The organism is Pedococcus sp. (genome assembly GCF_036554925.1).
GTDB lineage: Bacteria > Actinomycetota > Actinomycetes > Actinomycetales > Dermatophilaceae > Pedococcus_A.
Genome location: NZ_DATBMI010000109.1, coordinates 20,855 through 47,798 on the forward strand (window position 1 = coordinate 20,855; position 26,944 = coordinate 47,798).

General features: G+C 71.5%; 24 protein-coding genes. 13 read left to right on the forward strand and 11 right to left on the reverse strand.

Annotated elements, in window-relative coordinates:
- Nucleotides 1–47: 47 nt before the first annotated feature.
- Complete coding sequence (locus VIB11_RS09070; protein WP_332030467.1) at nt 48–1,082, forward strand: flippase-like domain-containing protein; 1,035 nt, start codon at nt 48–50, stop codon at nt 1,080–1,082.
- Between the two features lie 77 nt (nt 1,083–1,159).
- Here the strand turns inward: VIB11_RS09070 and VIB11_RS09075 are convergent, their stop codons facing one another.
- The 5 genes from VIB11_RS09075 to VIB11_RS09095 all read right to left on the reverse strand — a co-directional run bounded on the left by VIB11_RS09075 (nt 1,160) and on the right by VIB11_RS09095 (nt 4,376).
- The gene (locus VIB11_RS09075) at nt 1,160–1,426 is read right to left on the reverse strand and encodes a metal-sensitive transcriptional regulator (RefSeq protein ID WP_332030469.1); all 267 of its coding nucleotides are present in this window, start codon (nt 1,424–1,426) and stop codon (nt 1,160–1,162) included.
- Between the two features lie 49 nt (nt 1,427–1,475).
- Nucleotides 1,476–1,841, reverse strand: coding sequence for a thioredoxin (gene trxA, locus VIB11_RS09080; protein ID WP_332030471.1), 366 nt, complete (start codon nt 1,839–1,841; stop codon nt 1,476–1,478).
- A gap of 126 nt (nt 1,842–1,967) precedes the next feature.
- Entirely contained in the window at nt 1,968–2,540 is a 573-nt protein-coding gene (locus VIB11_RS09085) for a rhodanese-like domain-containing protein (protein WP_332030473.1), read from the reverse strand.
- A gap of 81 nt (nt 2,541–2,621) precedes the next feature.
- Nucleotides 2,622–3,974, reverse strand: coding sequence for an MBL fold metallo-hydrolase (locus VIB11_RS09090; protein WP_332030475.1), 1,353 nt, complete (start codon nt 3,972–3,974; stop codon nt 2,622–2,624).
- 81 nt (nt 3,975–4,055) lie between these two features.
- Complete coding sequence (locus tag VIB11_RS09095; protein ID WP_332030477.1) at nt 4,056–4,376, reverse strand: rhodanese-like domain-containing protein; 321 nt, start codon at nt 4,374–4,376, stop codon at nt 4,056–4,058.
- A 158-nt stretch (nt 4,377–4,534) separates the two neighbouring features.
- On the opposite strand from VIB11_RS09095, the gene VIB11_RS09100 reads away from it, so the two are divergent.
- Nucleotides 4,535–4,705, forward strand: coding sequence for a hypothetical protein (locus tag VIB11_RS09100; RefSeq protein WP_332030478.1), 171 nt, complete (start codon nt 4,535–4,537; stop codon nt 4,703–4,705).
- 240 nt (nt 4,706–4,945) lie between these two features.
- On the opposite strand, the gene VIB11_RS09105 is transcribed toward VIB11_RS09100, so the two are convergent.
- Nucleotides 4,946–6,223, reverse strand: coding sequence for an FAD-dependent oxidoreductase (locus VIB11_RS09105; protein WP_332030480.1), 1,278 nt, complete (start codon nt 6,221–6,223; stop codon nt 4,946–4,948).
- A 130-nt stretch (nt 6,224–6,353) separates the two neighbouring features.
- On the opposite strand from VIB11_RS09105, the gene VIB11_RS09110 reads away from it, so the two are divergent.
- The 11 genes from VIB11_RS09110 to VIB11_RS09160 all read left to right on the forward strand — a co-directional run bounded on the left by VIB11_RS09110 (nt 6,354) and on the right by VIB11_RS09160 (nt 20,594).
- Nucleotides 6,354–8,033, forward strand: a complete 1,680-nt coding sequence (locus VIB11_RS09110) for a PucR family transcriptional regulator (RefSeq protein ID WP_332030482.1) — start codon at nt 6,354–6,356, stop codon at nt 8,031–8,033.
- A gap of 95 nt (nt 8,034–8,128) precedes the next feature.
- Nucleotides 8,129–9,166: a LacI family DNA-binding transcriptional regulator gene (locus VIB11_RS09115; protein WP_332030484.1), complete on the forward strand. Its 1,038-nt coding sequence runs from the start codon at nt 8,129–8,131 to the stop codon at nt 9,164–9,166.
- Between the two features lie 73 nt (nt 9,167–9,239).
- The gene (locus VIB11_RS09120) at nt 9,240–10,520 is read left to right on the forward strand and encodes a sugar ABC transporter substrate-binding protein (protein WP_332030486.1); all 1,281 of its coding nucleotides are present in this window, start codon (nt 9,240–9,242) and stop codon (nt 10,518–10,520) included.
- A 3-nt stretch (nt 10,521–10,523) separates the two neighbouring features.
- The gene (locus VIB11_RS09125) at nt 10,524–11,480 is read left to right on the forward strand and encodes a sugar ABC transporter permease (protein ID WP_332030488.1); all 957 of its coding nucleotides are present in this window, start codon (nt 10,524–10,526) and stop codon (nt 11,478–11,480) included.
- 9 nt (nt 11,481–11,489) lie between these two features.
- A complete protein-coding gene (locus VIB11_RS09130; RefSeq protein WP_332030490.1) occupies nt 11,490–12,314 on the forward strand; it encodes a carbohydrate ABC transporter permease in 825 nt (274 codons plus the stop codon).
- A 14-nt stretch (nt 12,315–12,328) separates the two neighbouring features.
- Entirely contained in the window at nt 12,329–13,960 is a 1,632-nt protein-coding gene (locus VIB11_RS09135; RefSeq protein ID WP_414695794.1) for a glucoamylase family protein, read from the forward strand.
- Nucleotides 13,960–15,807 (forward strand): glycoside hydrolase family 3 protein, encoded by a 1,848-nt coding sequence (locus VIB11_RS09140; RefSeq protein WP_332030494.1) that lies wholly within the window; start codon nt 13,960–13,962, stop codon nt 15,805–15,807. The genes VIB11_RS09135 and VIB11_RS09140 overlap by 1 nt, the downstream gene beginning before the upstream one ends.
- Nucleotides 15,808–16,042: 235 nt before the next feature.
- Complete coding sequence (locus VIB11_RS09145; protein WP_332030496.1) at nt 16,043–17,230, forward strand: ROK family transcriptional regulator; 1,188 nt, start codon at nt 16,043–16,045, stop codon at nt 17,228–17,230.
- A 102-nt stretch (nt 17,231–17,332) separates the two neighbouring features.
- A complete protein-coding gene (locus tag VIB11_RS09150) occupies nt 17,333–18,424 on the forward strand; it encodes a substrate-binding domain-containing protein (protein ID WP_332030497.1) in 1,092 nt (363 codons plus the stop codon).
- Between the two features lie 95 nt (nt 18,425–18,519).
- A complete protein-coding gene (locus tag VIB11_RS09155; protein WP_332030499.1) occupies nt 18,520–19,320 on the forward strand; it encodes an ATP-binding cassette domain-containing protein in 801 nt (266 codons plus the stop codon).
- Nucleotides 19,320–20,594: a sugar ABC transporter permease gene (locus VIB11_RS09160; RefSeq protein ID WP_332030501.1), complete on the forward strand. Its 1,275-nt coding sequence runs from the start codon at nt 19,320–19,322 to the stop codon at nt 20,592–20,594. The genes VIB11_RS09155 and VIB11_RS09160 overlap by 1 nt, the downstream gene beginning before the upstream one ends.
- A 77-nt stretch (nt 20,595–20,671) precedes the next feature.
- On the opposite strand, the gene VIB11_RS09165 is transcribed toward VIB11_RS09160, so the two are convergent.
- From VIB11_RS09165 to VIB11_RS09185, 5 genes are all read right to left on the reverse strand, one after another.
- Nucleotides 20,672–22,081, reverse strand: coding sequence for a xylulokinase (locus VIB11_RS09165; RefSeq protein WP_332030503.1), 1,410 nt, complete (start codon nt 22,079–22,081; stop codon nt 20,672–20,674).
- 93 nt (nt 22,082–22,174) lie between these two features.
- Nucleotides 22,175–23,680, reverse strand: a complete 1,506-nt coding sequence (locus tag VIB11_RS09170; protein ID WP_332030505.1) for a mannitol dehydrogenase family protein — start codon at nt 23,678–23,680, stop codon at nt 22,175–22,177.
- A gap of 47 nt (nt 23,681–23,727) precedes the next feature.
- Complete coding sequence (locus tag VIB11_RS09175) at nt 23,728–24,642, reverse strand: carbohydrate ABC transporter permease (protein ID WP_332030507.1); 915 nt, start codon at nt 24,640–24,642, stop codon at nt 23,728–23,730.
- The gene (locus VIB11_RS09180) at nt 24,639–25,565 is read right to left on the reverse strand and encodes a sugar ABC transporter permease (protein ID WP_332030509.1); all 927 of its coding nucleotides are present in this window, start codon (nt 25,563–25,565) and stop codon (nt 24,639–24,641) included. The genes VIB11_RS09175 and VIB11_RS09180 overlap by 4 nt, the downstream gene beginning before the upstream one ends.
- Nucleotides 25,565–26,926 carry a sugar ABC transporter substrate-binding protein gene (locus tag VIB11_RS09185; protein ID WP_332030515.1) on the reverse strand — a complete coding sequence of 454 codons (1,362 nt, stop codon included), beginning with the start codon at nt 26,924–26,926 and terminating at the stop codon, nt 25,565–25,567. The genes VIB11_RS09180 and VIB11_RS09185 overlap by 1 nt, the downstream gene beginning before the upstream one ends.
- Nucleotides 26,927–26,944 lie beyond the last annotated feature (18 nt).

The window sequence follows — 26,944 nt, forward strand, 5'->3', positions numbered from 1 at the left end:
TAGGAGCCCGGATGCCGCGGGCCCCGGGGATCTCCACACTCGGGGACATGGCTCGCGTCGCACGGCCGATCGGCCGCATCGCCAAGGTGGCACTGTCGCTTGCCCTGGCAGCGGCGATCCTCGTCTTCGCGGTGCCCCGGGCGGGCGGCGTGGGCTGGCCCGAGATCTGGACGGCGGTGGCCGCCCTCACCGTCTCCCAGGTCGTGGTCCTCGCAGGGGTCTGGTTCGCCGGTCTCTGGGTGCACACCCTGGCGCTGACCGCGGCGATGCCCGGCCTCAGCGCCCGGCGAGCCCTCCTGCTGAACCTCACCGGCAGCTCCGTGTCGAACCTGCTGCCCCTCGGCGGCGCGGCGGGCACGGTCGCCAACTACTCGATGAGCCGCTCCTGGGGCTTCACGCCGAGTGCCTTCGCGCGCTGGGCGCTGGTCACCAACATCTGGGACACCCTCGTCAAGCTCGCCCTCCCCGGTGTGGCGCTGTGTTGGCTGGCGGCCGCCGGAGTCGACGCCGACGCCGGGCTGGGCCGGATGGCGCTCGTGGGCGGGGGTCTGCTGCTGCTCGCGGTCCTCGCCGCCCACACGCTGGCGCGCGGCGAGCGTGGTGCCCGCAGCGTCGGCCGAGCGGTCGACTGGGTGGTCCGCAGCGTCGGCCGGCGACCCCCGGCCGACGGCGGGTATGCCGCCTGGGCGGTCCGGCTGCGCCGCGACAGCGCCGACCTCATCGCCACGTCGTGGGCGAGGCTGACCGTGGGGAAGGCAGCCTACGCACTGCTCCAGGCGGCCCTGCTCTGGCTCTGCCTGGCCAGTCTGGGCACCGCGCCCGCAGCCGTCGTCGTGTTCGCGGCCTTCGCGGTGGAGCGGCTCCTGTCGATGGCCGTGATCACCCCGGGTGCCACCGGCGTGGTCGAGGTCGGGATGACCGGGTTGCTCGTCGCACTGGGCACCGACCCGGTGACCGCGGCGGCCGGGGTGCTGGTCTACCGCGCCATCACGTTCGGGCTCGAGATCCCCGTGGGCGGGGTGGGCCTGCTGTGGTGGTCGCTGCGTCGACGGTCGACCCGCGAGCTGGCGCTCGCAGCCTGACGGTCCACCGGTCCGACCGCCTGACGGCGACTCGGCCTGTCGGGTGACCGGACCTGCCTCGGGCCGCTGCGTCGGGCTCAGGCCAGGGACATGAACAGGCGGCGCAGCTCGTCGAGGTCGACCTGCCGGGCCGGGTCGGGGTCGGCGAGGCACTCACGCATGTTGAGCGCGATGACGTCGAAGCCGGCCCGGCCGAGGGCCCGGTGCACCGCTGCGAGCTGGGTCACGACGTCCGCGCAGTCGCGCCCCTCCTCCATCATCCTGACGATCCCGCCGATCTGACCCTGCGCGCGCTTGAGCCGGTTGATCATCGAGCGGAGCTCGTCGGCGCTGACGGTGTCCATGCGGTCCTCCGGGTCGGTTGGGTGGTGCTGCGGTGTGCTGTGCCGGCCGTCAGCCGGCGGCGGCGGACTGGACCTGGCGGCGCACCTCGTCCATGTCGAGGGCGCGCACCTGGCGGATGACGTCGGCCAGCGCGGTCGCGGGCAGCGCCCCGGGCTGGGCGAAGACGAGGATGCCGTCGCGGAAGGCCATCAGCGTCGGGATCGAGGTGATCTGCAGGGCGGCGGCGATCTCGCGCTCGGCCTCGGTGTCGACCTTGGCGAACACGATGTCACCGTGCTCCTGCGAGGCCCGCTCGAAAACCGGGGCGAACATGCGGCACGGGCCGCACCACGCCGCCCAGAAGTCGACGAGGACGATGCCGCTCGCCGAGACGGTGGTGGCGAAGGTGTCCTTCGTCAGCTCACGGGTTGCCATGGGGGTTCCTCTCGGTCAGGTGGCGCGGTCCGCGCGGTTCACTGACAGCAACAGAATACCCGCAGGGGTATATTCCCTGCGGGTGTTCCGTCGATCCCGGGTCGGTGGCGGTGAGGCCCGCTTCGATCAGTCCGACAGCTCGCGCAGGACGGTCTGGAGGTCGCAGCTGGCGTCCTTGTTGTAGGGCAGCTTCGCGAGCAGCGAGCCCATGAGGCAGGAGTCGGTCAGGGCGGCCCCGACGAGCCCGCCGCCGATGGCCGCGGACAGCCACTTGGCTCCGGGCGCGACCACGCTGGCGAGGATGCCGGTCAGCACCAGACCGCCGGCGACGAGCCGCACCTGGCGCTCGAGCGCCCACTTCTGGGTGCCGCGGCGCAGCGGCGCGCCGGCCTTCTCCCAGGCCACGACCCCGCCCTCGAGGACGTGCAGGGTGGGGAGTCCGGCCGCGGCCAGGAGGGACTCGGCCTGGCCCGCGCGGTGGCCCGAGCGGCAGACGAGCACGACGTCCTGGTCGAGGTGCTGGCGCAGCTCGTCGCGGTGCTCCCTGAGCAGCTCGAGCGGCACGTTGTACGACCCGGGGATGTGCGCGGTGCCGAACTCGGCCGGGGTCCTGACGTCGAGCAGGCGCGGCGCGTCGGGCTGCGCCTGCCACTCGCGCAGGGTCGCGACGTCGAGGCGGGAGGGCATGGTGGTGGTCATGGTGTCCTTTCGGTGTGCCGCGTGGCGCGGCGGCGGGGAGTCTCGCCGACGGCGAGGGGTGTCGAGCCGGTGTGGATGGCCTCAGGCGCCGACGAGCGGGAGGCCCGAGGTGGCCGCGTGCTCGCTGAACGAGTCGTCGACCGCGACGACCCGGTGGCCGTTGGCGGCGAGCAGGCTTGCCACGACGGAGGCCCGGTAGCCGCCGGCGCAGTGCACCCAGACCTCACCGGCGGGCACCTCGTCGAGGCGCTGCAGCACCTCGTGGATGGGCACGTTGACGGCACCGTCGATGTGCGACTCCTTGTGCTCCTGGGCGCGGCGGACGTCGAGGATCTGCACCGGGCGGTGGTGACGCACCTGCGCGAGGTCGGCGAACGTCGCGCGCTCGAAGCGTGCCAGCGGCTCGTCGGTCCAGTCCTCCGGGGTGCCCGTGGCCGCGGCGGCCGGGTGGTCGATGCCGATGCGGGTCATCTCGCGTTGGGCCTCGGCGACCTGCTCCGGGGTGTCCCCCAGCAGCGTGACCGGCGTGCCCCACGGGATGAGCCAGCCCAGGTAGGTGGCGAACTGCCCGTCGATGCCGAAGTTCAGCGTGCCCGGGGCGTGCCCAGCCGCGAAGGCCGTGCGGCTGCGCAGGTCCACCAGCCACTCCCCGGCCTCGAGGCGCTGGCGCAGCTCCTCCTTGTCGGCCGACTTCGGCGCCGAGAGGTCGGCCCCGGAGGGGCCCTGGGCGTTCGTCGGGCCCATGTGCGCGTAGTAGGCGGGGAAGGCGTCGAGGCCGGCGAGGATCTCGTCGACATACGCCTGCTCGTCCTTCGTCAGGGCGGGGTTGCTGTGGCGCTCCTGGCCGATCGTCGAGGACGTGGACTCCGACTGCGTCGCGGAGCAGAACGAGCCGAAGCCGTGGGTCGGCATGACCTGGGTCTGGTCCGGGAGCAGGTCGGCGAGCCTGCGGGCCGAGGCGTGCTGGTGGCGGGCCAGGGTGTGCGTGTGGTCCGGGCCGAGCAGGTCCGGGCGGCCCGTCGAGCCGAACAGCAGGGAGCCTCCGGAGAACACCGCCGGGGTCTCGCCCTCGAGCACGTAGGACAGGTGGGTGAACGTGTGGCCGGGGGTGTGCACCACGCGCACGCGCATGCTCTTGCCCACCTCGATGACGTCGCCGTCGCGCACCGGGGTGTGCTCGAAGGCCACCTGGTCCTCGACGTTGACGTGGTAGGCCGCACCCGTCTCCTCGGCGAGTGCGAAGCCGCCGGTGACGTAGTCGTTGTGGATGTGGGTCTCGAAGACGTGCGTGATGCGCACGCCGCAGCTGGCGGCGAGCTCGAGCATGCGGTCGATGTCGCGTTGCGGGTCGACCGCGAAGGCGACCTCGCCGTCGTGGACGAGGTAGCTGCGGTCGCCGAGCGAGGGCGTCTCGACCGGGAGGATCGTGGGCATGTGGTGTCCTTCCTTCGACATCGTGGTCGGGAGTTCGGTGGGGTGCAAGGGTCGGTCGGTCCTGGTCGGCTGGTGACGTGCTCAGTGCGTGTCGCGACCGGTGACGACGGGCCGGCCGGAGCGCGCCCAGGCGTCGGTGCCGCCCGCCACGGAGTAGGCGTCGTAGCCGGCGCGCTCGAGGAAGTCGGCCATCGAGGCGCTGCGGTTCCCGCTGCGGCAGATCACGTGGACCGCTCGGTCCCGGGGGATGTCGGCCAGGTGCGACGACAACCGGGACATGGGGATGAGCACCGCGCCGGGGACATGCCCCTGGACGTACTCCATGCCCTCCCGGACGTCGAGGACGAAGGCCGATCCGTCGGCGTGGGACGTGGCGAACTGGTCGAGCGTGATCTCGCGCATGGCTCTCCGATCGGTGGTGCTGCGGGTGTCATCCGCGTCAACCATACATACCCCCATGGGTATTTCCAACCGGAGTGAAGGTGTTGGCACAATACCCGTGGGGGTATACCTTGAGAGAGCTCGCGTCGCAACGACGCAACGAGAGAAGGAGACCCGGGATGTGCCGTCCCGCAACCTGCCGCCAGTGCGGCAAGACCACCTGGGCCGGCTGCGGCCAGCACGTCGACCAGGTGATGAGCGGCGTGCCTCGCGCCCAGCAGTGCACCTGCACCCCTGAGGAGCGCGTCACTTCCAGCCGGTCGTTGTGGCAGGTCATCACCGGCCGCTGACGGGTCGCAGCGCGGAGTGCCAGCTCGTCGGAGCGGTGGCGACCGTGGTGGTGCGCCGGCCCGGGTGACGCCCGTGGGGTAGGGGTGAGACCGCCGGGCCCCACACGGGAGGCCGTGTGGCGGTCGGCGGGGAACACGACGCAGTCGATGGCGTGCTGCAGCCAGCGCTCGTCGTCGGTCACGCAGCCGTCATGTCCCGCGCGAGGCGGCCCGCGTGGGAGATGACGGCGACCTCGTGTCTCAGCGCATGGGGTCGAAGGGCGCCAGCTCGGCCACGCGCTTGCCGGTGACCATCTGCTCGGCGAGCAGCTGGCCCGTGACCGGGCCGAGCGTGATGCCCCACATGCCGTGGCCACCGGCCGCGAAGACACGCGGGTTGGCCGTCTGGCCGATGAGCGGCAGGCCGTCGACGGTGCACGGGCGCGAGCCGACCCACTCGTCGTGGCGGGTGTCGAGGTCGGCGCCGCGCAGCAGCGGGCGGGCCGCCTCGGCGATGGCCTGGATGCGCCGGGGGTCGAGAGCCGCCTCGGGCTTGCGGAACTCCATCATCCCGGCGACGCGCAGGCGGTCCCCGATCGGGGTGCACGCCACGCGCTGGGCGGGGAAGTAGACCGGGCCCGCGGGCACGTGGTCGATCTCGACGCTGAAGCTGTAGCCACGCCCTGCCTGCACGACGTTCTTCACGCCGAACCGCCGGGCGAGCTGGCCCAGCCAGGCGCCGGTGGCAAGGACGACGGCGTCGAACTCCTCGGTGCTGCCCTCGCCCGTCGTGACGGCGACGCCGCGCGCGGTGTCGCGGACGCCGGTGACGGTGGCGCCGCTCATGATCTTGCCGCCGCGCTCGAGGACGGAGTCGGCGAGGGCGTGCACGTAGGCGCCGGGGTTGATGAAGCGCTGGCCGTGCAGGCGGATCGCCGCGCCGATCTCGTCGGACAGCGAGGGCTCGATGGTGCGGGCCTCGTCGCCGCTGAGCACGTCGAAGGCGATGTCCTGGCCGGCGGAGTGGATGTGCTCGATCTCCTCGAGGAGGGTGGTGCGCTCCTGCTCCGTGCGGTACGCCGCGAGGAAGGACCGGGCCTCGTGGGTGTCCGCCTGGACGCCACCCGCCGTGAGGGTGTCGAAGGCGGCCAGCGAGAGGTCGTTGACCGGCACGAGCGCGCCCATGGCCTTCTTCCACGCCTTCATCGTGCTGTGACGGGTGAAGCCGGTGACGAACTTCAGGAACGTCGGGTTGGCGCTCGGCGGCACGTAGACGGGCGAGGACGGGCTCAGCACGGCACGGATGCCGTACTTGAGCACGGCCGGCTCGGGGAGCGGGGTTGCGATGCCCGGGGTCAGCCAGCCGGCGTTGCCCCACGAGGACCCTGCGGCGACGCCGTCACGGTCGAGCACGGTGACCTCGACGCCGCGCTCCTGGAGGTACCAGGCGGTGGACAGGCCGACCATGCCCGCGCCGACGATGGCGACGCGCTGGGGGACGGGAAGGCCGGAAGCGGTGACGGGGGCGACGGGAGCCATGACTGCCTTTGTTCTCAGGGGTGGTGTCCTTCGATGGTCCCGTGTCCCACGCCCACCGTCTTGAACTCTGCGCCACAAACTTCCGCGGCATCCTTGTGCCCAGAGCACAACCGTGCGAGACGATGCCCGTATGCCGCGCAGCACCTCCTCAGCGCCCCGCCCTCACCGGCCCGGTCCCACCCAGCCCGGTCCGACCCAGCCCGGTCGCGGTCACCGGGGTCCCGGCCTGCCGGCCACCGGTCCGGCCGGTCCTGCAGGGCGCGGCGTCGCGGTCCACGACCTCGCGGACGCCCTCGGGGGCGGCCTGCTGCGAGTGACGGTCACCGGCGGCGGCCACGGCATCGACGACCTCACGCTGGCCGAGCCGGCGCAGGGGGTGGTGGGTCAGCGGGGCGACCTCGTCCTCGGGGTCGCCGTCGACACCCCCGAGGCAGCGGCCGACCTCGTCGCGAGGGCGGGGTCGGCGGGCGCCGGTGGCGTGGTCCTGCGGCGTGGGCTGGCCCGGCGCCGGGTGGTCCGTGACCGCGCACGCCGGGCAGGGGTGGCCCTGGTCGAGCTCGCCGAGCACGCGTCGTGGGCCCACGTGGTCTGGTTGTTGCGCGGGGTGCTCGACCGCGCGGCCACCGACCCCGCGGCGCGACCCGGGGGCGCCGCGCACGACGACCTCTTCGGCCTGGCCGACGCCGCGGCCGCGCTGGTCGACGCCCCGGTGACGATCGAGGACGCGCACTCGCGGGTGCTGGCCTACTCGTCGCGGCAGGACGTCACCGACCCGGCTCGAGTGTCCACCATCGTCGGGCGCCGCGTGCCCGAGCCGGTGCTCGCCAGCTTTCGCTCGCGAGGTGTCTTCCGGCGGCTGGCGCGCTCGCCGGAGCCCTTCCTGGTGCCGGCCGACCCGGGCGGCACGGCGCTGCCGCGGTTCGTCGTGCCGGTCCGCGCCGGGGGGGAGTGGCTCGGCTCGATCTGGGTGGTCGTGGACGGCCGGCCGCCCGAGGGCGTCGTGGGCGAGCTGGTCCAGACCGCCTCCGTGGTGGCCCTGCACCTGCTGCGGCTGCGTGCCCGGGCCGACCTGGCCCGGCGGGTCTCCGCGGACCGGCTGCGGGCGGCGCTCACCGGCAGTGTGACGGGTGCCGAGGAGTGGCTGCCGACGGGGCCGTGGCGGGTCGTCTGCCTTGGTGAGGGGGCACCGCTCGACCTGTGGGAGTCGGTGTGCCGCCGGCGGGCGTGGCACCAGCCGCTGCTCGCCGAGCTCGACGGCCGGGCGTATGCCGTGGTGCGGGATGCCGGGGACGCGGGGGACGCTGCTCCCGGGAGCTGGGCCTGGCTGCGAGGGCTGGTCGGCGCGGCGGTCGCCGAGGACCTCACCCTCTCGGCGGCGGCCGGGGGCCCGGCGCACGCCCCCGCTGAGCTCGAGCGCTCCCGCGCCGAGGCGCTGGAGGCCGAGCGCGTCCGCGGGGAGCAGGTGACGGCCGCGATCGAGGAGCTGTGGGCGGCGGTCACGGTCGAGCGGGCGGCCGCGGTCCTGCGGGGAGGCGCCACCCTCGGCCCGCTCGACGCCCTCAGCGCGTCGGACGAGCAGCGTGGCACGGACTACCTCGCCACGCTGGCGGCCTGGCTGGACCACGCGGGGGAGCCGTCGCGGGCGGCCCGGGCCCTGCACGTGCACCCGAACACGCTGCGCTACCGCATGAACCGCATCGCCGAGCTCACCGACGTCGACCTCGACGAACCCCAGGTGCGGCTGGCGCTGCGACTGCAGGTCGCCGCGCTCACCTCGCCAGGCGTGAGCGCCCCCGCTCCCCCCACCTGACGAGAAAGTTCGCGACAGGGGGTTGCCATCGGGGGCGAGATGTGGGCAGACTCGGTGTCGTTGTTGTAAGCGCTTTCAACGAGGAAGGCGGCCCGATGGCTGGCTCGCACCGAGGTGGGCAGGGGGCGACGATCTACTCCGTCGCCGAGCTCGCCGGCGTCTCCATCGCCTCCGTGTCCAGGGTCCTCCAGGGCTCCACCGCCGTTTCCGAGCGCACCCGCGAGAAGGTCCTCGCCGCCGTCGAGCAGCTCAACTACGTGCCGCTGAGCGCCGCCCGCAGTCTTGCCGTCCGCCACCACGAGGCGCACGGGCTCGTCCTCCCGGAGCTGACCGGTCCCTACTACGCCGAGCTCCTCCTCGGGTTCGAGACCCGCGCGGCGGAGCACGGCCACAGCGTCGTGCTGCTGCTCGCCGAGGGCAAGAAGGACCTCGGCAGGTCCGTCCGCCAGCTCGCCACCCGGGTCGACGGGCTCGCCATGCTGGGGTCGGCCTCCATCCCCGAGGACGTCGTGATGTCGCTGCACGGCAGCAAGCCCGTCGTCCTGATCGCCGGTGACGCGCACCTCGGGGTCGAGGCGATCGGCGCCGAGAACGCCCACAGCGCCCAGGAGATCGCGGCGCACCTGATCGGCCACGGCCGGCAGCGGCTGCTCTTCGTGGGCGACCCGGGCGCCTCGCCCGACGTCCGCGACCGCTACCACGGCTTCGTCCTCGCCCACGAGGCGGCCGGCCGCGCGGCCGCCGAGCCGGCCCGGATCGCCTTCCGCGAGAGCGACGGCACGGCCTTCGCCGACGAGCTGCTCAGCGCCGGGGACCGGCCGGACGCCCTGGTCTGCGCCAACGACGAGCTGGCCCTGGCGATCATGCACCGCCTCCAGGACCGCGGCCTCGACGTGCCCGGCGATGTCGCCATCGTGGGCTGGGACGACGTCATGACCGCCCGCTACGTGCGGCCGGGCCTGACGACGGTGCGCCAGCCCGTCCACGAGCTCGGCGCGCTCGCCGCGGAGCGCCTGCACGAGCGGGTGAGTGGCGGCGAGCCCCACGAGGGCCTGCAGGTCCTGCCCACCTCGGTCGTCCTGCGCGAGTCCTGCGGCTGCGCACCGCGGGCCACCCGGCATACGGACCACTGACCGCACACCACCCACCCGCCCTGTCCAGAACGAACCCCAGCCCCCGCCCCGCACCGAAAGAGAGAGACCAGTCATGAGACGCACCTCGGCCATCGTGGTCGCCACGCTGACCACCACAGCCCTCGCGCTGTCCGCCTGCGGACGCGACAGCGCCTCCGGCGGCGAAGCCGGCGCCACGGCGAAGGACGTGAGCTCGGGCAAGGCCACCGGCACCATCACGGTGTGGGCGATGGGAGCCGAGGGCGAGAAGCTACCGGCACTGGCCAAGGAGTTCGAGGCCGCCAACCCCGGCGCGAAGGTCAACGTCACCGCGATCCCGTGGGATGCCGCCCACGACAAGTTCACGACCGCCATCACCGCCGGGAAGACGCCGGACGCCGCGATGGTCGGCACGACCTGGATGGGTGAGTTCGCCGGCCTCGACGCCCTCGACCCGACACCGCCGTCGATCGACAAGTCCGCGTTCTTCGAGGGCGCGCAGAAGACCACCGAGGTGGACGGCACGTCCTACGGGATCCCGTGGTACGTCGAGACCCGCCTGGTCTACTACCGCACCGACCTGGCCAAGAAGGCCGGCTTCACCGAGCCGCCGAAGGACTGGGAGGGCCTGAAGGCCATGGCCAAGGCCATGCAGACCAAGGCCGGCGCGAAGTGGGGCATCGGCCTCCAGGCCGGCGGCACCGGCTCCTGGCAGACCGTCATGCCGTTCGCCTGGTCCAACGGGGCGAACCTCACCAAGGACGACGGCAAGGCGTACAACTTCGACACCCCGGAGATCAAGGAGGCGGTGGACTACTACCAGAGCTACTTCACCGAGGGCATCTCCGACAAGGCCGCGCCCGCCACGCCGACGACCGAGCCCGACTTCGCCAGCGGCAAGGTCCCGATGTTCATCTCCGGGCCGTGGATGATGTCGGCCGTCGAGAAGGTCGGCGGCGAGGGCTTCAAGGACAAGTACGCCGTGGCCCCGATGCCGACCAAGAAGTCGTCCTCGTCGTTCGTCGGCGGCTCGGACTTCGTGGTGTTCAAGAACTCCAAGCAGCGCGACACCGCGTGGAAGTTCGTCCAGTTCCTGGCCGACCCCAAGACCCAGGTCAAGTGGTACCAGCAGTCCACCGACCTGCCCTCGGTGAAGTCGGCCTGGCAGGACCCGGCCATCAGCTCCGACACGAAGCTCGCGGTGTTCGGCGAGCAGCTCAAGACCGCCCAGGCCCCGCCCTCGTTCCCGACGTGGGAGCAGGTCGTCGCGCAGTTCGACACCGAGCTCGAGAAGGTCACCAAGCAGGGCGCCGACCCCGCCGCCGCGCTCAAGGCCGTGCAGCAGCAGGCCGAGTCCATCGGGACCGGCCAGTAAGCCATGAGCATCACCGAGCGCGTTACCTCCCGCGGGACGACCCGCCCGGCCGGCGACCCCCAGGGTCGCCGGTCCCCGGGCCGGGCCGTCCTGCGGGAGGGGCGGGCCGCCTGGGTCCTCGCCCTCCCGTTCTGCCTGCTGTTCCTCACCTTCACGGTGTGGCCGGTGGTCCAGTCGCTCTTCATGAGCTTCACCGACACCCGGGCGCGCGACCTGCGGTCGCCGTTCGCGGTGAACATCGTCGGGCTGGACAACTTCAGCAAGGCGCTGAGCGACCCGGTGTTCCTGAAGTCCGCGGCAAACACCGCCTACTTCGTGCTGGTCGGGGTCCCGCTGACGCTGGGCCTCGCCCTCGCGGCGGCGGTGGCGCTCGACCGCGGCATCACCCGCTTCCGGGCGGTCTTCCGTCTCGGGTTCTACCTGCCGGTCATCACCTCGATCGTGGCGGTGGCCGTGGTCTGGCGCTTCCTGCTCCAGGACGAGTACGGCCTGATCAACACCGCGCTCAGCTGGGTGGGGGTCGACGGACCGAACTGGCTGGGTGACCCGAACTGGTCGATGCCGGCGATGATCTGGATGGCCAGCTGGCGCAACTTCGGCACCGCCATGATCATCTTCCTCGCCGGGCTGCAGGCCGTGCCGTGGAGCCTGCACGAGGCAGCGGCGATCGACGGTGCCGGCGCCTGGCAGCGGTTCCGCCACATCACGCTGCCCCTGCTCCGGCCGACCATCCTCTTCGTGTCCGTCACCACCGGCATCGGCTACCTGCAGTTCTTCGAGGAGCCGTTCGTCATGACCAACGGCGGTCCGCTCAACAGCACCGTCTCGATGTCGATGTACACCTACCGCCAGTTCGGCTTCGGCAACTACGGCTACGCCGCGTCGATCAGCTACATCATCTTCGTCGTCATCGCCGTCGTGACCGCCATCCAGTTCCGCCTGTTGCGCGAGAAGGACTGAGGGAGAGACATGCTCGCGAAATCCCAAGGCCGCTGGTGGCTCTACGCCATCCTCAGCGTCTGCCTCGTCGCCGTCGCCGCTCCCTTCGTGTGGATGGTCCTCGGCAGCTTCAAGAGCGAGGGCGAGCTGCGCAAGGCGCCCCCGACCTGGTGGCCGGAGACCGCGTCGCTGGACAACTACACCCAGCTGTTCTCGCGCCTGGACTTCGGGACCTACTTCACCAACTCGATCGTCGTCGCCGTCGTCGTGACCGCCGGCAACCTGCTGTTCTGCTCGATGCTCGGCTACGCACTGGCGATGCTGGAGTTCCCCGGCAAGCGGGCCCTCTTCGTCGTGGTCATGGCGACCCTGATGATCCCCGGCGTCGTGACGTTCGTGCCGCTGTTCGTGCTGGTCGCCAACGCGGGGCTCATCGACAGCCTGCCGGGCCTGATCCTGCCGTTCCTGGTGAGCCCGTTCGGCGTCTTCCTCATGCGCCAGTTCATCCTGGGCCTGCCGCGCGACCTGCTCGACGCCGGCCGCGTCGACGGCGCCGGCGAGCTGCGGATCTTCGCCCGCATCATCCTGCCGTTGTGCGGCCCGGCCCTGGCGACGCTCGGCATCCTGACCTTCCTGGGCAGCTGGAACAACTTCCTGTGGCCCCTGGTCGTCGCCCAGACCGAGGACACCTACACCCTGCCGGTGGCCCTGGCGCTCTACTCCAAGGGTCAGAACAGCACCAACTACGGCCTCCTGCTCGCGGGCGCCACCGTCGTGCTGCTGCCCGTCCTGGCCGTCTTCCTGGCCTTCCAGCGCCGCGTCATCGAGGGCATCGCCACCACCGGCATCAAGTGATTGGACACCACCGAATGACCTCCACCCTGCCCGTCCCCACCCGCCGCCAGGTCCTGCTCGGCGGCGCGGCCGGAGCCGCCGCCACCGTCCTGACCGCGCAGCCTGCGCACGCGGCTGCGCCGTCCGCCCCGCCTGTCGCGAGGAGTGCTCCCATGACCCCAGGCATGAGCCGGGCCACGACCCCGTATGCCGTGGACGCCGCCCGCGTGCGTGGGTGGGCCGCCGACACGTGGCACTCCCTCGTGCGCATGACCGACGAGAGGACCGGCCTGCCCGCGGACAACATCACCGGCGACCTGGGCACGCGGAGCGGCTACACGTCGCCCACGAACATCGGCGGCTACCTGTGGTCGGCTGTCGTGGCCCGCGAGCTGGGACTGATCACCCCCGGCGAGTGCCAGCGCCGCGTGCTGCAGACGCTGCGCACGCTGTCGACCATGGAGCACCACGAGCCCAGTGGGATGTTCGCCAACTGGTACGACGAGAGCACCGGGGCGATGCTGCGGAAGTTCCCCGGCTCGGGCGACCCGATCGCCCCGTTCATGTCCAGCGTCGACAACGGCTGGCTGGGCGCGGCGCTGCACGTCGTCAGGAACGCCGTGCCCGGGGCCTCGCGCCTGGCGGACCAGCTCTTCTCGCGCATGCGCTGGGACGCCTTCTACAACCCCGGTGACCAGCCGGGCCACCCCGGCGTGAGGCCGGGAGGCCTCATCCACGGCGGCTTCTTCCCGTGGGAGCACGACCGTCCCGGAGGCGTCTACCGCGGCACCCACATCGACGCGCCCGACGTGTGGCTCACCAACCACCACTACGACACCACCGTGTCGGAGACGCGCATCACCACCTACCTCGGCATCATCACCGGCCAGGTGCCGGCGAAGCAGTACTTCGCGATGTGGCGCACCTTCCCGGCGAGCTGTGACTGGTCGTGGCACGAGATGCAGCCCGTGGGCGAGAGCCGGACCTACCTCGGCATCGAGGTCTTCGAGGGGGCCTACACCTACCGCGGCATGCACATCGTCCCGGGCTGGGGCGGCAGCATGTTCGAGGAGCTCATGCCCGACGTCTTCGTCCCCGAGGCCAGCTGGGCCCCGCGGTCCTGGGGCGTCAACCACCCGCTGCACGTCCGTGCCCAGCGAGAGCACGGCCTCGCCGAGGCGGACTACGGCTACTGGGGCTTCTCGCCCGCGAGCGACCCCTTCGCCAGCTACCGCGAGTACGGCGTCGACGCGCTCGGCCTCAACCCGGACGGCTACTTCTCGGACAGGGAGAAGACCGGCTACGACGCCGGGTTCGGGGAGTGCCGCGAGGCGAAGAATGCTGCTCCGACCTTTGGCGACGGTGTCGTCACCCCCCACGCGGCCTTCCTCGCGATGATGTACGAGCCGCAGCAGGCCTACACCAACCTGGTGAGGATCGAGAAGGAGCTCGGCGCCTATGGGGACGGTGGCTTCTTCGACGCCGTCGCCGTGCGCTCAGGCACGGTCGCCCGCCGCTACCTCTCGCTGGACCAGGCCATGATCATGGGCGCGCTCGGAAACGTGCTGGGCGACAACGTGATCCGTCGTGCCTTCGCCACCCGTGACGTCGAGCGCCGCCTTCGGCCGGTCATCGGGATGGAGGAGTTCGGGGCCGGGGTCGCCTGATGGAACCGGTCAAGCTCACCAGCCCCGAGGGCGTGGAGTTCCGCGACCTCAACAAGAACGGACGGATGGACCCGTTCGAGGACCCCCGCCTGACCGTGGAGGAGCGGGTCGACGACCTGCTCGCGCGGCTGTCGCTGCCTGAGAAGGTCGGCCTGATGTTCCAGACCGTCATCGAGGCGGGGGAGGACGGCACCGTCCTCGAGCACCCGGGCAGGATCAGCAAGTCAGCGACGTCGGTCGTCGTGCTCGACAAGCACCTGACGCACTTCAACGTCCACGCCCTCGACGACCCGCGCATGGCTGCGCGCTGGCACAACGCCCTCCAGGCCCTCGCCGAGCAGGCCCCGCACGGCATACCCGTCACCGTGTCGACCGACCCACGGCACGCCTTCATGGAGAACGCCGGCGTCTCCTTCACCGCCAGGGCGTTCTCGCAGTGGCCCGAGCCGCTCGGGCTCGCGGCCCTGCGCGATGCCGACGCGGTGCGGCGCTTCGCCGACATCGCTCGGCAGGAGTACACCGCGGTCGGCATCCGGGCGGCCCTGCACCCGACTCTCGACCTGGCCACGGAGCCGCGCTGGGCGCGCCAGGCAGGCACCTTCGGCCAGGATCCCGACGTCGTGACGGAGCTGGGGGTGGCCTACCTCAAGGGCTTCCAGCAGGACGAGCTCGGCCCGGGCAGCGTGGCCTGCACCAGCAAGCACTTCCCCGGGGGTGGCCCGCAGAAGGACGGCGAGGACGCGCACTTCCCCTACGGCCGCGAGCAGGTCTACCCGGGCGAGCGGTTCGGCGACCACCTCAAGCCGTTCCCGCCGGTCATCGAGGCGGGCACCGCCGGGATCATGCCGTACTACGGGATGCCCGTCGGCCTCGAGATCGACGGCGAGAAGATCGAGGAGGTCGGCTTCGGCTACAACCGCCAGGTGGTGACCGGCCTGCTGCGGGAGAAGCTCGGCTACGACGGCGTGGTCGTCACCGACTGGGAGCTCGTCAACGACAACCACGTCGGCGACCAGGTGCTCCCGGCCCGAGCGTGGGGCGTCGAGCACCTCGACCCGCACGGCCGGATGGAGCTGATCCTGCACGCCGGCGCCGACCAGTTCGGCGGCGAGGAGTGCGTCGAGATCCTGCTCGACCTGGTCGCGCAGGGGCGGGTCAGCGAGGAGCGCGTCGACGAGTCCGCCCGGCGCATCCTCGCCGTGAAGTTCCGGCTCGGGCTGTTCGACAACCCCTACGTGGACGAGGACCTCGCCGCGCAGACCGTGGGCCGCCAGGACTTCCGTGACGAGGGGTATGCCGCGCAGGCGGCGTCGGTGACCGTCCTCACCAACGGCGGAGAGCGGCACGACCCGGTGCTGCCGTTGCGGGCGGGGCTGAGGGTCTACGCCGAGAACGTCTCGGACGAGGCGGTGGCCCGGCTGGGTACGCGGGTCGAGCGCCCGGAGGACGCCGATGCCGCGCTGGTGCGGCTGATGGCGCCGTTCGAGCCCCGCTCCGACCTCTTCCTGGAGTCGTGGTTCCACCAGGGCTCGCTCGACTTCCCACCGGGACTGGTCGCGCGCCTGGCCCGGGTCGCCCAGCACTGCCCGCTCGTCATCGACGTCGTGCTCGACCGGCCGGCGGTCCTCACACCGCTGGTCCCGCTCGCGGCCGCGGTGGTGGGCAGCTACGGGACGTGCGACGACGCCCTGGTCGACGCGCTGACCGGCCGCATCCCGCCGCGCGGCCGGCTGCCGTTCGACCTGCCCCGGTCGATGGAGGACGTCCGCCGGCACGGCGAGGACATCCCGGGTTTCGGCAACCCTCTCTTCCGATGTGGTGACGGGATGGCCCTGCATCCCTCATGATGGGCGGTGTCGGGGCATACCCCCCGCCGTACCCAGACCCGCCAGGCCCCGGCTGACCCCCTGCTCGCCGGGGCCTGGTGCTGCCCGGGCCCGGCGGCTGCCGGGGGGCGGTGCTGGTCCTGCGACCCCCGTCCCGGGGGCGACGGCCAAAGGCGGACAAAACGGGCGGAAGGGAGACGGAAACCCGCCAGCTCCAGGGTCGCCACAGCGTGCGGTCACCCTTTATCTTTAGGCCGTGAACTCAGTGCAGCCGGCGCCGGGCTCGCAGGCGTCCCTGCGGGAGTCCAACCGCCTGCGCGTTCTCGACGCGCTGCGCACCCAGGGCGCCATGACCCAGGTGGAGATCGCGGGGCAGACCGGCCTCAGCCCGGCCACGGTGAGCAACATGGTCAAGGAGCTCGACGCGGCGGGTGCGGTCGAGCTGTCGCCGAGCATCCGCAACGGCCGGCGCGCCGTGCTGGTCTCGCTCTCCACGGGGAACACCCTGCTCGCGGGTGTCGCGTTCGGCGACCGCGACATCCGGGTGGCGATCGGCACCAGCCCCCGCGACATCGTGGGCCGCCAGCGCATGCCGCTGCCTGCCGACCACCGCGCCGACGAGGGGATGGACCGCGCGGCCCGCCTCGTGCTCGACCTCGTCGAGAAGGCCGGCAAGACGATGCCCGACATCAAGGCCGTGGGCGTCGGCCTGCCCGCGCCGGTCGACAGCGTCTCGGGGGAGGTGGGCTCCGAGGGGATCCTGCCCGGCTGGCGGGGCGTCGCGGTGGCCGACGAGATGGAGGGGCGCCTCCGGGCCCCGGTGGTGCTCGACAACACCGCCAACCTCGCCGCCCTGGGTGAGCTGAAATGCGGTGCGCTGCAAGGTGTCCAGCACGGGTGCTACATCAAGCTCTCGCACGGCGTCGGTGCCGGGATCATCGTGAACGGTGAGCTCTTCCGGGGGGCCGCCGGCACGGCGGGGGAGATCGGCCACCTCACCATCGACGAGAACGGCCCGGTGTGCCGGTGTGGGAACCGCGGCTGTCTCGAGACCTATGTCGGGAGCCAGGCGCTGCGGGAGGCACTGGCAGGCTCGCACGGTGCCATGGGGCTGCGCGACGTCATCAACCGGGCCCTCGAAGGCGACCCGGGCTGCCGGCGAGTGCTCCACGACGCCGGCCGCCACCTCGGCGTCGCGATCGCGGGCCTGGTCAACCTCATCAACCCCGAGGTCATCATCATCGGAGGACAGCTGTCGAGGGTCGGGCGGATCATCACCGACCCACTGCAGGCCTCGCTCGAGCGCTGCGCGATCCCGAGCGCGGCCGCGACGGTCACCCTGCGTGAGGGGGAGCTCGACGCGGATGCCGATGTCATCGGTGCCCTGGCCGTCGCCGAGACCCGGCACGCCGAGGCCGAGGGGCTCTTGGTCTCGGTTGGGTAAATCCCTTGAATTCAAGTCTTGACGTCAAGGGATCGGCGGCGCAAGACTCAGCGAAGGCCGCACCAAAGGGGTTGCCGGCGCAGACACTGAGGGAGCCTCAGCATGAACACTCGACTGACCCGTCTGGCCGGCGTCGCCCTCGCGGCCGGCCTCGGCATCTCCTCCCTGGCCGCCTGTGGGGGTGGCGACCAGACGAGCGGTGGCGGTGGCGACACCGGCGGTGGTGGCGGTGGTGCCAAGAAGATCGCCCTCCTCCTGCCCGAGTCGAAGACGACCCGCTACGAGAGCAAGGACCGGCCGCTCTTCACCGCCGCGATCAAGGCGGCCTGTGCCGACTGCGAGATCATCTACAGCAACGCCGACCAGGACGCCGCGAAGCAGCAGCAGCAGGCCGAGGCCGCCCTGACCCAGGGCGCGAACGTGCTCGTGCTCGACCCGGTCGACGGCAAGGCGGCCGCGTCGGTGGTCGCCAACGCCAAGAGCCAGGGCGTGCCGGTCGTGGCCTACGACCGCTTCATCGCGGGGGCCGACTACTACGTCTCGTTCGACAACGAGACGGTCGGCAAGCTGCAGGGCGAGACCCTGGTCGACATCCTCAAGAAGAGCGGCAAGACCTCGGGCAACCTGGTCATGGTCAACGGTGCACCCACCGACCCGAACGCCGCGGACTTCAAGAAGGGCGCACACAGCGTCCTCGACGGCAGCGGCTACAAGATCGTCGCGGAGTACGACACCCCTGACTGGAGCCCCGACAAGGCGCAGCAGTGGATGGAGAGCCAGATCACCGCGGTGAAGTCCGGCCTCGTCGGCGTCTACGCCGCCAACGACGGCACCGCCGGAGGCGCCATCACCGCCCTCAAGGGTGGCGGCGTGACCCCGCTGCCGCCGGTCACCGGCCAGGACGCCGAGCTCGCCGCCATCCAGCGGATCATCGCAGGCGACCAGGCCATGACGATCTACAAGCCGATCAAGCCCGAGGCGGAGGCCGCCGCGAAGGCCGCCCTGGCGCTCGCGAACAAGCAGAAGCCCGAGTCGACCAAGGACGTCGACGGCGTGCCCTCCACGATCCTCGACCCGATCGCCGTCGTGAAGGCCAACGTCAAGGACACCATCGTCAAGGACGCGGTCTTCAAGATCGAAGAGATCTGCACGGGCACTTTCGCCGCGGCCTGCGCGGCTGCAGGCTTGAGCTGACCAGCTGAGTAGCTGACAACCGACGCCCCCGCGGGCGGGTGGACCCACCCGCCCGCGGGGCACCGGCACACCGGACCGCAGACCGAAGGACTCAGATGACCGCCACCGAAGCCCCTCCGACCACAGCCGTGCTGTCGCTGCAGGGGGTCTCCAAGCGCTTCGGCGCCGTGCAGGCCCTCAAGGACATCGACTTCGACGTCAACGCCGGAGAGGTGGTGGCGCTCGTCGGTGACAACGGCGCCGGCAAGTCCACCCTCGTCAAGGCCATCGCCGGTGTGTACACGCCGGACGAGGGGACCATGACCTTCGACGGCAAGCCCACCCGGGTGACCAGCCCGGCCGAGGCCCAGCACCTCGGGATCGCCACGGTCTTCCAGGACCTCGCCCTCTGCGACAACCTCGACGTCGTGGCCAACCTCTACCTCGGCCGTGAGCTCTACCGCGGCCGTGCCCTCGACGAGGTCACCATGGAGCAGGAGTCCTGGCGCCTGCTGCGGCAGCTGAGCGCCAAGATCCCTTCGGTGCGCATCCCGGTCGCCAGCCTGTCCGGTGGCCAGCGGCAGACCGTCGCGATCGCCCGCTCGCTGCTCGGTGACCCCAAGGTCGTGATGCTCGACGAGCCGACCGCCGCGCTCGGCGTCGCCCAGACCGCCGAGGTGCTCAACCTCGTCGAGCGGCTCCGCGAGAACGGGCACGGCGTGATCCTCATCAGCCACAACATGTCCGACGTCATGGCGGTCGCCGACCGCGTGAGCGTGCTCCGGCTCGGCCGCAACAACGGCACGTTCCACGTGAGCCAGACGAGCACGCAGGAGATCATCGCGGCCATCACGGGCGCGACCACCAACGCCGTCTCCGAGCGGGCTGCCCGCCGCGTCCAGAAGGAAGACCAGTGATGAGCGCCGCCACTCCCACCCCCGACCTGCAGCCCGACACCACGGCCGCCCTGCCGGCCGACCTCCAGGACGAGCGGCTCATCGCCTCCCAGGGCGTCAGTGGCTGGGTCAAGGCGTTCACCTCCCGGCTCAAGAGCGGCGACCTCGGCTCCCTCCCGGTGGTGATCGGGCTCATCATCATCTGGGGCGTCTTCCAGCTCCTCAACGACTCGTTCCTCTCCAGCCGGAACCTGGTCAACCTGACCCTGCAGAGCGCGGCGGTGGGGACGATCGCCATCGGGATCGTGCTGGTCCTCCTGCTGGGCGAGATCGACCTGTCGGTCGGCTCGGTCAGCGGTCTCTCCGCCGCCATCCTGGCGGTGGGGATGGTCAACCAGGGCTGGCCGGACCTGCTCGCCATCGTGGCCGGGCTCGTGGCCGGCGTCGTGATCGGGCTGTCCTACGGAGCACTGTTCACACGGTTCGGCGTGCCGAGCTTCGTCATCACCCTCGCCGGGCTGCTCGGCATCCTCGGCCTCCAGCTGTACGTCCTCGGCAAGGAGGGGACGATCAACATCCCGTTCGAGTCGGGCATCGTGAAGTTCGCGCAGCAGACCTTCCTGCCCATCGCGGTGTCGTACGTCCTCGTCGTCCTGGTCGTCGCCGCCTTCGCCGGCGCCCGGCTGCGCACCAACATGCAGCGCAAGGCGGCCGGGCTCTCGACGACGCCGAACGCCATGATCGCCGTACGCGCCGCGCTGCTCGCGGTTGTCCTGCTCGTCCCGACCTACGTGCTCAACCGCGACCGCGGTGTGTCGGTGATGTTCCTGCTCTTCGTCGGCCTCGTCGTCGTCATGGACTTCGCGATCCGCCGCACCCGCTGGGGCCGCTCGGTCATGGCGGTCGGCGGGAACGTCGAGGCCGCCCGCCGTGCGGGCATCAACGTCAAGGGCATCTACCTGTCGGTCTTCGCGCTGTGCTCGACGTTCGCCGCGCTGGGCGGCATCCTCGCGGCCGGGCGCCTCGCCGCGGCCAACCAGAGCAGCGGCGGCGGCGACACCAACCTCAACGCGATCGCGGCGGCCGTCATCGGCGGCACCAGCCTCTTCGGCGGTCGCGGCTCGGCCTACTCCGCGCTCCTCGGGATCATCGTCATCCAGTCGATCTCCAGCGGCCTGAGCCTGCTCAACCTCGACTCCTCGATCCGCTACATGGTCACCGGCGCCGTGCTCCTCCTGGCGGTCACCGTCGACAGCCTGAGCCGCCGCAGCCGCGCGGCGCACGGCCGGGCCTGACCGCCGTATGCCGGTCCGGCACTGCGCTGCCGGACCGGCACCGCGCTGCCGGGCCGGCACTGCGGTGGCCGGCGGGGTCAGCGGCCGTGGACGGTCCGCAGCAGCGCGGCATACCGGTTGGTGACCTGCGAGCCCTCCGGCCCGGTGGGCGGCTCGACCTCGGTGTCGGTGCGCACCGGCCAGGCGGGCGGTGCCTCACCACCGAGCAGCGCCCAGGCAGCCTGGCGGGCAGCGCCCACCGCGACGTACTCGCCCGGGCTCGGGACGGCGACCGGCACGCCGAAGAGCATCGGTGCGACGGCCCGGACCGCTGACGAGGCCGACGCGCCACCGATGAGCAGCACCCGTCGGGCCTGGATGCCGAGCCGGGTGAGCGAGCCGACGCCGGAGACGAGGTTGCACAGCATCCCCTCGACCGCGGCGCGGGCGAGGTTCTCCGGTGTCGCGTTGGACCGGGTCAGCCCACCCAGGGTGCCGGTGGCGTCCGGCAGGTTGGGCGTGCGCTCCCCGTCGAGGTAGGGCAGCAGCGTCAGGCCGCCTGCTCCCGGCTCGGCCGCGAGGGCCAGCGCGTCGAGACCGGTGTGGTCGGTGTCGAGGATGCGGGCCGCGGCGGCGAGGACGCGGGCGGCGTTGAGGGTGCACATCAGGGGCAGGTGGGCGCCGGAGGCGCTGGCGAAGCTCGCCACGTCGCCGCCGTCGTCGAGCACGGGCCGGTCGTGCTCGGCGAAGACCGCGCCGCTGGTGCCGAGGGAGACCACGACGTCGCCCGCCGTGACGCCGAGGCCCAGTGCCGCGGCCATGTTGTCGCCCGTGCCGGCCGCGACGAGCAGACCCGTGTCCGTCTCGCCGACCACCTCGGAGGGCCCGGCGACCCGGGGGGTGCCGACCACCCTGCCGAAGGCCTTCTCCAGCAGGTCGGGTCGGTACGACTCGGTGACGGCTGACCAGTAGCCGGTGCCCGACGCGTCGCCCCGGTCGGTGGTCCACTCGCGGAAGCCGTTGCCCTGCTTGAGGATCTGGCCGGTGATCCAGTCGTGGGGGAGGACGACGTCATGGACGCGTGTGGCGCTCTCCGGCTCGTGCTCCGCGAGCCACCGCAGCTTCGTGACGGTGAAGCTGGCCACAGGCACCAGCCCCACGGCCTCCACCCAGGCGCGGGGCCCGCCGAGCTCGTCGACGAGGTCGGCGGCTGCACCGGCCGAGCGGGTGTCGTTCCACAGCAGGGCATCCCGGACGACCTCGCCGCTCTCGTCGAGCGCGCACAGGCCGTGCTGCTGGCCTCCGACGGCGATGGCGGCCACGCCGTCCAGCAGCCCGTTCGCGGTCGCTGACCGGTAGGCGTCCCACCAGCGCGAGGGAGGCGTCTCGGTGCCGTCGGGGTGCGGGGACCTGCCGGTGCGCACGACCTCGCCGGTCTCCGCGTCGCACACCACGACCTTGGTGGACTGGGTGGAGGAGTCCACGCCGGCCACGAGCTTCCTGGCCATGTCAGTCCTCCCGGACGATGCAGTCGCTGCCGGAGTCACCGGTGTCTGCCACACGGCAGCCCCCGCCGGGTCGGTTCGGCACAGCGGCCCGCATCAGCCCTCCTTTGTCAGGGCCTCCAGCGTGGCCCGTGCGCCCCGGGTGTGCAACGCGTGCAGCGCCGGGGTGTAGGCCGCCACGAAGCGTTCGTCGTCGGCCAGGCCGCCGAACAGGTCGCGGTCACGGATGAACGCGAGCGGGTCCTCGTCCTGTCGCGCGGCCGCTGAAATGACGCGGTCCTTGAGCCGGTCGACGACCTCGATGGGCTGGCCCCGCTCGTCGATGCCCTCGGCGTAGCGGGCCCACGATGCGACGACGAGCGCCGAGCGCTCGATCTCGCCACCGGCCTCGAGGTTGGCGCGGATCACCGGGACGAGCCACTTGGGGATCCGGTCCGAGCTCTCGGCGCAGAGGCGGGCCAGCGTGTCGCGCACCTCGGGGTTGGCGAAGCGCTCGATGAGCTGGTGGCGGTAGCGGTCGAGGTCGACGCCCGGCACCTCAGGGAGGGTGGGCGAGCCCTCGCGCTCCATGTACGCGAGCAGGAACTCCGCGAAGAGCGGGTCCCGGCACACCTCGTGCGCGTAGCGGTAGCCGGCGAGGTGGCCGAGGTAGCACAGCGCCTGGTGGCTGGCGTTGAGCAGCCGCAGCTTCATGAGCTCGTAGGGCACGACGTCGTCGACCATCTGCACGCCAGCCTCCTCGAACGGCGGCCGGCCCTGCCCGAAGTGGTCCTCGAGCACCCACTGCGTGAACGGCTCGCAGACCACGGGCCAGCCGTCACGGACGCCGAACTCGTCGGCCAGGCGCTCGACGTCGGGCTCTGCGGTGACCGGGGTGATCCGGTCGACCATGCAGTTGGGGAAGGCGACCTCGGCCTCCATCCAGTCGGCGAGGGCGGGGTCCTTCAGCCGGGCGAAGGCGCACAGCATGCGCCGTGCGACGTCGCCGTTGTCGGGCAGGTTGTCGCACGACATCACCGTGAAGGGCGCCTCGCCACGCTCCCGCCGCAGGGCCAGGGCCGCGGTGAGGTAGCCGAACACCGTGGAGGGTGTGGCGTCGTCGGCCAGGTCGGCCTGGATGGACGGGTCGTCGGCAGCGAACTCGCCGGTGACCTGGTTGACGAGGTATCCGCCCTCGGTGATGGTCAGCGACACGATGCGCGTGGCGGGGTCGGCCAGGCGCACCACGACCGCCTGAGGGTCGTCCGGCGCGAACATCGTCTCGACGACCGAGCCGATGACCCGCGGCTCGAGGCGGCCGTCCGGGTGCTTGACGACGAGGGTGTAGAGACCGTCCTGGCCGCTCAGCGTCTCGATGATCCGGCGGTCGTGGGGGAGCGCCCCGACCCCGCAGATCCCCCAGTCGAGGGCACGGCCGTCGTTCATGAGGCGGTCGAGGTACATCGCCTCGTGCGCCCGGTGGAAGCCCCCGACGCCGAAGTGGACGATGCCGGCGGTGACGGCAGAGCGGTCGTAGGCCGGCCGGGCCACCCTCGGGTCGAGGTCGGCGAGGGTGGCCTGGGACAGCGGGATGGTCCTGCGCGCGGACCCCGACGAGGGCAACGGCGCCGACGGGGGGGGGGGCGGGGGGGGGGGGGCAGGGGTGGCGGTCACCGGACCGCCCCCATCGACAGGCCCTGCACCAGCTTGTCCTGGGCGGCGAAGCCCGCGGCCAGGACCGGCAGCGAGACGACCAGGGAGGCCGCGCACACCTTCGCCAGGAAGAGCCCCTGGCTGGTGACGAAGCCGGTGAGGAAGACCGGTGCGGTGGCGGCGACCGTGCTGGTCAGGACCCGGGCCAGCAGCAGCTCGTTCCAGCTGAAGATGAAGCAGATCAGCGCCGCCGACGCGATGCCCGGCATGACGACGGGGGCGATGACGTCGCGCAGCGTCCGGGGGAGGCTTGCGCCGTCGACCTGGGCGGCCTCGAGCATCTCCACCGGCACCTCGGCCAGGAACGAGCGCAGCATCCACACGGCGATCGGCAGGTTCATCGAGGTGTACAGGACGATGAGCCACCAGATGTTGTCGAGCAGGTGGGCCCTCTGGGCGAACAGGTAGAGCGGCAGGATGCCCGCCACGACCGGGAGCATCTTCGTCGAGAGGAAGAAGAAGAGCACGTCCGTCCACTTCCTCACCGGCCTGATCGAGAGGGCATAGGCGGCGGGGAACGCGAGCACCAGCACCAGCACCGTCGACAGGACACTGGCGGTCAGCGAGTTGAGCAGCGGCGGCCAGGGGTTGGCGTCGAAGAACGTGCGGTAGCCCTCGAGGCTGAGCGGGGCGAACACGCTCGGGGGGTTGGTCGCCGCATCCGTCTCGCTGTGGAAGGACGTCAGTGCCATCCACAGCACGGGGAGGGCGAAGAGCAGCCCCACGACCCAGGCCAGGAGGGTGAGCAGCATGCCCGAGCGGGGTGGCTTGCGATGGGTGAAGGTCCGGCCTGCGGTCGGCCCGACCTGCCCGCTGCCCGGGGCCCGGCTCGGCCCCTGCGGCACAGACGTGGGCTTGGTCGTGGTGCTCATCGGGTCTCCTCCCTGAACAGGCTGAACGCGGTGCGCAGCGCAGCCGTGGCGATGGCGATGGTCCCGACGACCACCACGACCCCGGCGGCGGAGGCGCGGCCGTAGTCCTGTGCCGTGTAGAAGGTCTGGTAGATGAAGTACGGCAGGTTGGCGGTGCCGAGCCCGCCCGAGGTGATGGTGAAGACGTGGTCGAAGTTCTGCACCACGTAGATGGCGCCCAGCAGGCCCGCGAGCTCGATGTACTGCCGCAGGTGCGGGAGCGTCATGTTGGTGAAGATCTGCCACGTGCTCGCCCCGTCGATACGGGCTGCCTCGACGACGTCGAGCGGACGGCTCTGCAGCCCGGCGAGCAGGATCAGCATCATGAAGGGGGTCCACTGCCAGACGATGGCGACGATGATCGCCAGGAGCGGGTTGTTGCTGATCCAGTCGGGCTGCGGTGCGTCCTCTCCGAAGACCCAGGTGAGCATGCCGTTGAGCAGGCCGTACTCCGGGTTGTAGAGGGCGTGCTTCCACAGCAGCGCCGCCGCCACGGGGACGATGAGGAACGGGGTGATCATCATGGTCCGCACGGCACTGCGCCCGCGGAACTTGCGGTCGAGCAGGAGGGCGATCCCCAGCCCGAGCGCCAGGCTGATGAGCACGACCGAGACCGTGAGGACGATGGTCACCATGACGGCACTGCGGGCGTTGGTGTCGGTGAAGACCGCGACGTAGTTGTCGAAGCCGGTGAAGCCGCGCTCGTCGGGGTAGTAGGCGTTCCAGTTCATGAACGAGATGACGATGGTCGCCAGGAAGGGCAGCTGCGTCATCGCGATCACGAAGATGAGCGCGGGAAGGAGCGGCGCGCGCCGGGCCCACTCGCCAGCCTTGCGCATCGCCGCGCCGTTCCCCGTGGGCGCGGTCGTGGTTGCGGAGGCCATCACTGCTCCCTTGCCTGGTAGCGCTCGGCCACGTCCTGGGCGAGCTGCTGGCCCTTGTCGAGGGCTTCCTCGACGCTGGTCTGCCCCGCGATCGCGGCGCTGATGTCCTGGCTCACCTGGGTGCCGAGGTTGGGGAACTCCGGGATGTCGACGAACTGGATTCCGATGGCCGGGCGGGGCTGCACACCCGGGTTCTCGGGGTCGGCGGCCTCGATCGCGTTCTTGGTCGGCACGGCGAAGGCCTTGGCGACCTCGAGGTAGTCGGGGTTCTCGTAGGTGGAGGAGCGCTTGCCCGCGGGGACCTTCGACCAGCCGAGCTTCCCGCCCACGAGCTGCTCGTACTCCTTGCCGCTGGCCCAGGAGATGAACTTCCAGGCGTTCTCCTGCTTCGTGCTGGCCTGCTGGATGCTCCACGACCAGGCGTACAGCCAGCCGGAGCTGTCGGTCTTCACCACCGGCGCGGCGACGTAGCCGAGCTTGCCCTTCACCGGCGAGTCGTCCGCCTCGAGCGAGCCCGCCGCCGAGGTGGCGTCGTACCACATGGCCGCGTTGCCCTGGGTGAGGTTGTTCAGGCACTCGGTGAAGCCCGCCTGCGGCGCGCCGCGCTCGCCGTGCTCACGGACCAGGTCGACGTAGAACCTCACGGCCTCCGTGAACTCCGGCGCGTTGACCTTGGGCGTCCAGTCCTTCTCGAACCATGTGCCGCCGAAGGTGTTGACCACCGTGGTCAGGGGGGCGAAGACCTGCCCCCACCCGGGCTGGCCACGCAGGCAGATGCCGGCCATGCCGGGCTCGGCCTCGTCGACCGCGGCGGCGATCTCGGCGACCTGCTGCCACGTGGGCCGGTCCGGCATGGTGACGCCCTTGGCCGCGAGGATGTCCTTGCGGTACATGAGGAACGAGGACTCGCCGTAGAACGGCTGGCCGTAGACCTTCCCCTCGCTGGAGAGGGAGGTCGTCATCGGCGCCAGGATGTCGTCCTGGTCGAACTCCGGGTCCTTGGCGATGAAGTCGTCCATCGGCGCGATCCACCCTGCCTTGGCGTAGATCGGGATCTCGAAGTTGCTCAGCGACGCCACGTCGTACTGCCCCGCCTGGCTGGTGAACTCCTGGCTGATCTTGTCGCGGACGTCGTTCTCGGGGAGCACCGTGTAGTTGACCGTGATGCCGGTCTGCTTCGTGAAGTTGTCGGCCGTGAGTTTCTGCAGGTCTTCCATCTGCGGGTTGTTGACCATGAGCACGGAGATGCTGTTCGCGTCGCCGCCACCGGCGCCGCCGCCGCCACCGGCGCCAGCACATCCCGTGCTGGCCAGCACCAGTCCGAGCGCGAGCACGAACCCGCGCTTGCCCCACCGCTTCATCGCGTCCTCCTGGGAGTG

What these genes read in the sequence shown, in the direction of transcription:
- VIB11_RS09070 (WP_332030467.1), top strand. Translation starts at nt 48, where the DNA reads ATGGCTCGCGTCGCACGGCCGATCGGCCGCATCGCCAAGGTGGCACTG.
- VIB11_RS09075 (WP_332030469.1), bottom strand. Translation starts at nt 1,426, where the DNA reads ATGGACACCGTCAGCGCCGACGAGCTCCGCTCGATGATCAACCGGCTC.
- trxA (WP_332030471.1), bottom strand. Translation starts at nt 1,841, where the DNA reads ATGGCAACCCGTGAGCTGACGAAGGACACCTTCGCCACCACCGTCTCG.
- VIB11_RS09085 (WP_332030473.1), bottom strand. Translation starts at nt 2,540, where the DNA reads ATGACCACCACCATGCCCTCCCGCCTCGACGTCGCGACCCTGCGCGAG.
- VIB11_RS09090 (WP_332030475.1), bottom strand. Translation starts at nt 3,974, where the DNA reads ATGCCCACGATCCTCCCGGTCGAGACGCCCTCGCTCGGCGACCGCAGC.
- VIB11_RS09095 (WP_332030477.1), bottom strand. Translation starts at nt 4,376, where the DNA reads ATGCGCGAGATCACGCTCGACCAGTTCGCCACGTCCCACGCCGACGGA.
- VIB11_RS09100 (WP_332030478.1), top strand. Translation starts at nt 4,535, where the DNA reads ATGTGCCGTCCCGCAACCTGCCGCCAGTGCGGCAAGACCACCTGGGCC.
- VIB11_RS09105 (WP_332030480.1), bottom strand. Translation starts at nt 6,223, where the DNA reads ATGGCTCCCGTCGCCCCCGTCACCGCTTCCGGCCTTCCCGTCCCCCAG.
- VIB11_RS09110 (WP_332030482.1), top strand. Translation starts at nt 6,354, where the DNA reads ATGCCGCGCAGCACCTCCTCAGCGCCCCGCCCTCACCGGCCCGGTCCC.
- VIB11_RS09115 (WP_332030484.1), top strand. Translation starts at nt 8,129, where the DNA reads ATGGCTGGCTCGCACCGAGGTGGGCAGGGGGCGACGATCTACTCCGTC.
- VIB11_RS09120 (WP_332030486.1), top strand. Translation starts at nt 9,240, where the DNA reads ATGAGACGCACCTCGGCCATCGTGGTCGCCACGCTGACCACCACAGCC.
- VIB11_RS09125 (WP_332030488.1), top strand. Translation starts at nt 10,524, where the DNA reads ATGAGCATCACCGAGCGCGTTACCTCCCGCGGGACGACCCGCCCGGCC.
- VIB11_RS09130 (WP_332030490.1), top strand. Translation starts at nt 11,490, where the DNA reads ATGCTCGCGAAATCCCAAGGCCGCTGGTGGCTCTACGCCATCCTCAGC.
- VIB11_RS09135 (WP_414695794.1), top strand. Translation starts at nt 12,329, where the DNA reads ATGACCTCCACCCTGCCCGTCCCCACCCGCCGCCAGGTCCTGCTCGGC.
- VIB11_RS09140 (WP_332030494.1), top strand. Translation starts at nt 13,960, where the DNA reads ATGGAACCGGTCAAGCTCACCAGCCCCGAGGGCGTGGAGTTCCGCGAC.
- VIB11_RS09150 (WP_332030497.1), top strand. Translation starts at nt 17,333, where the DNA reads ATGAACACTCGACTGACCCGTCTGGCCGGCGTCGCCCTCGCGGCCGGC.
- VIB11_RS09155 (WP_332030499.1), top strand. Translation starts at nt 18,520, where the DNA reads ATGACCGCCACCGAAGCCCCTCCGACCACAGCCGTGCTGTCGCTGCAG.
- VIB11_RS09160 (WP_332030501.1), top strand. Translation starts at nt 19,320, where the DNA reads ATGAGCGCCGCCACTCCCACCCCCGACCTGCAGCCCGACACCACGGCC.
- VIB11_RS09165 (WP_332030503.1), bottom strand. Translation starts at nt 22,081, where the DNA reads ATGGCCAGGAAGCTCGTGGCCGGCGTGGACTCCTCCACCCAGTCCACC.
- VIB11_RS09175 (WP_332030507.1), bottom strand. Translation starts at nt 24,642, where the DNA reads ATGAGCACCACGACCAAGCCCACGTCTGTGCCGCAGGGGCCGAGCCGG.
- VIB11_RS09180 (WP_332030509.1), bottom strand. Translation starts at nt 25,565, where the DNA reads ATGGCCTCCGCAACCACGACCGCGCCCACGGGGAACGGCGCGGCGATG.
- VIB11_RS09185 (WP_332030515.1), bottom strand. Translation starts at nt 26,926, where the DNA reads ATGAAGCGGTGGGGCAAGCGCGGGTTCGTGCTCGCGCTCGGACTGGTG.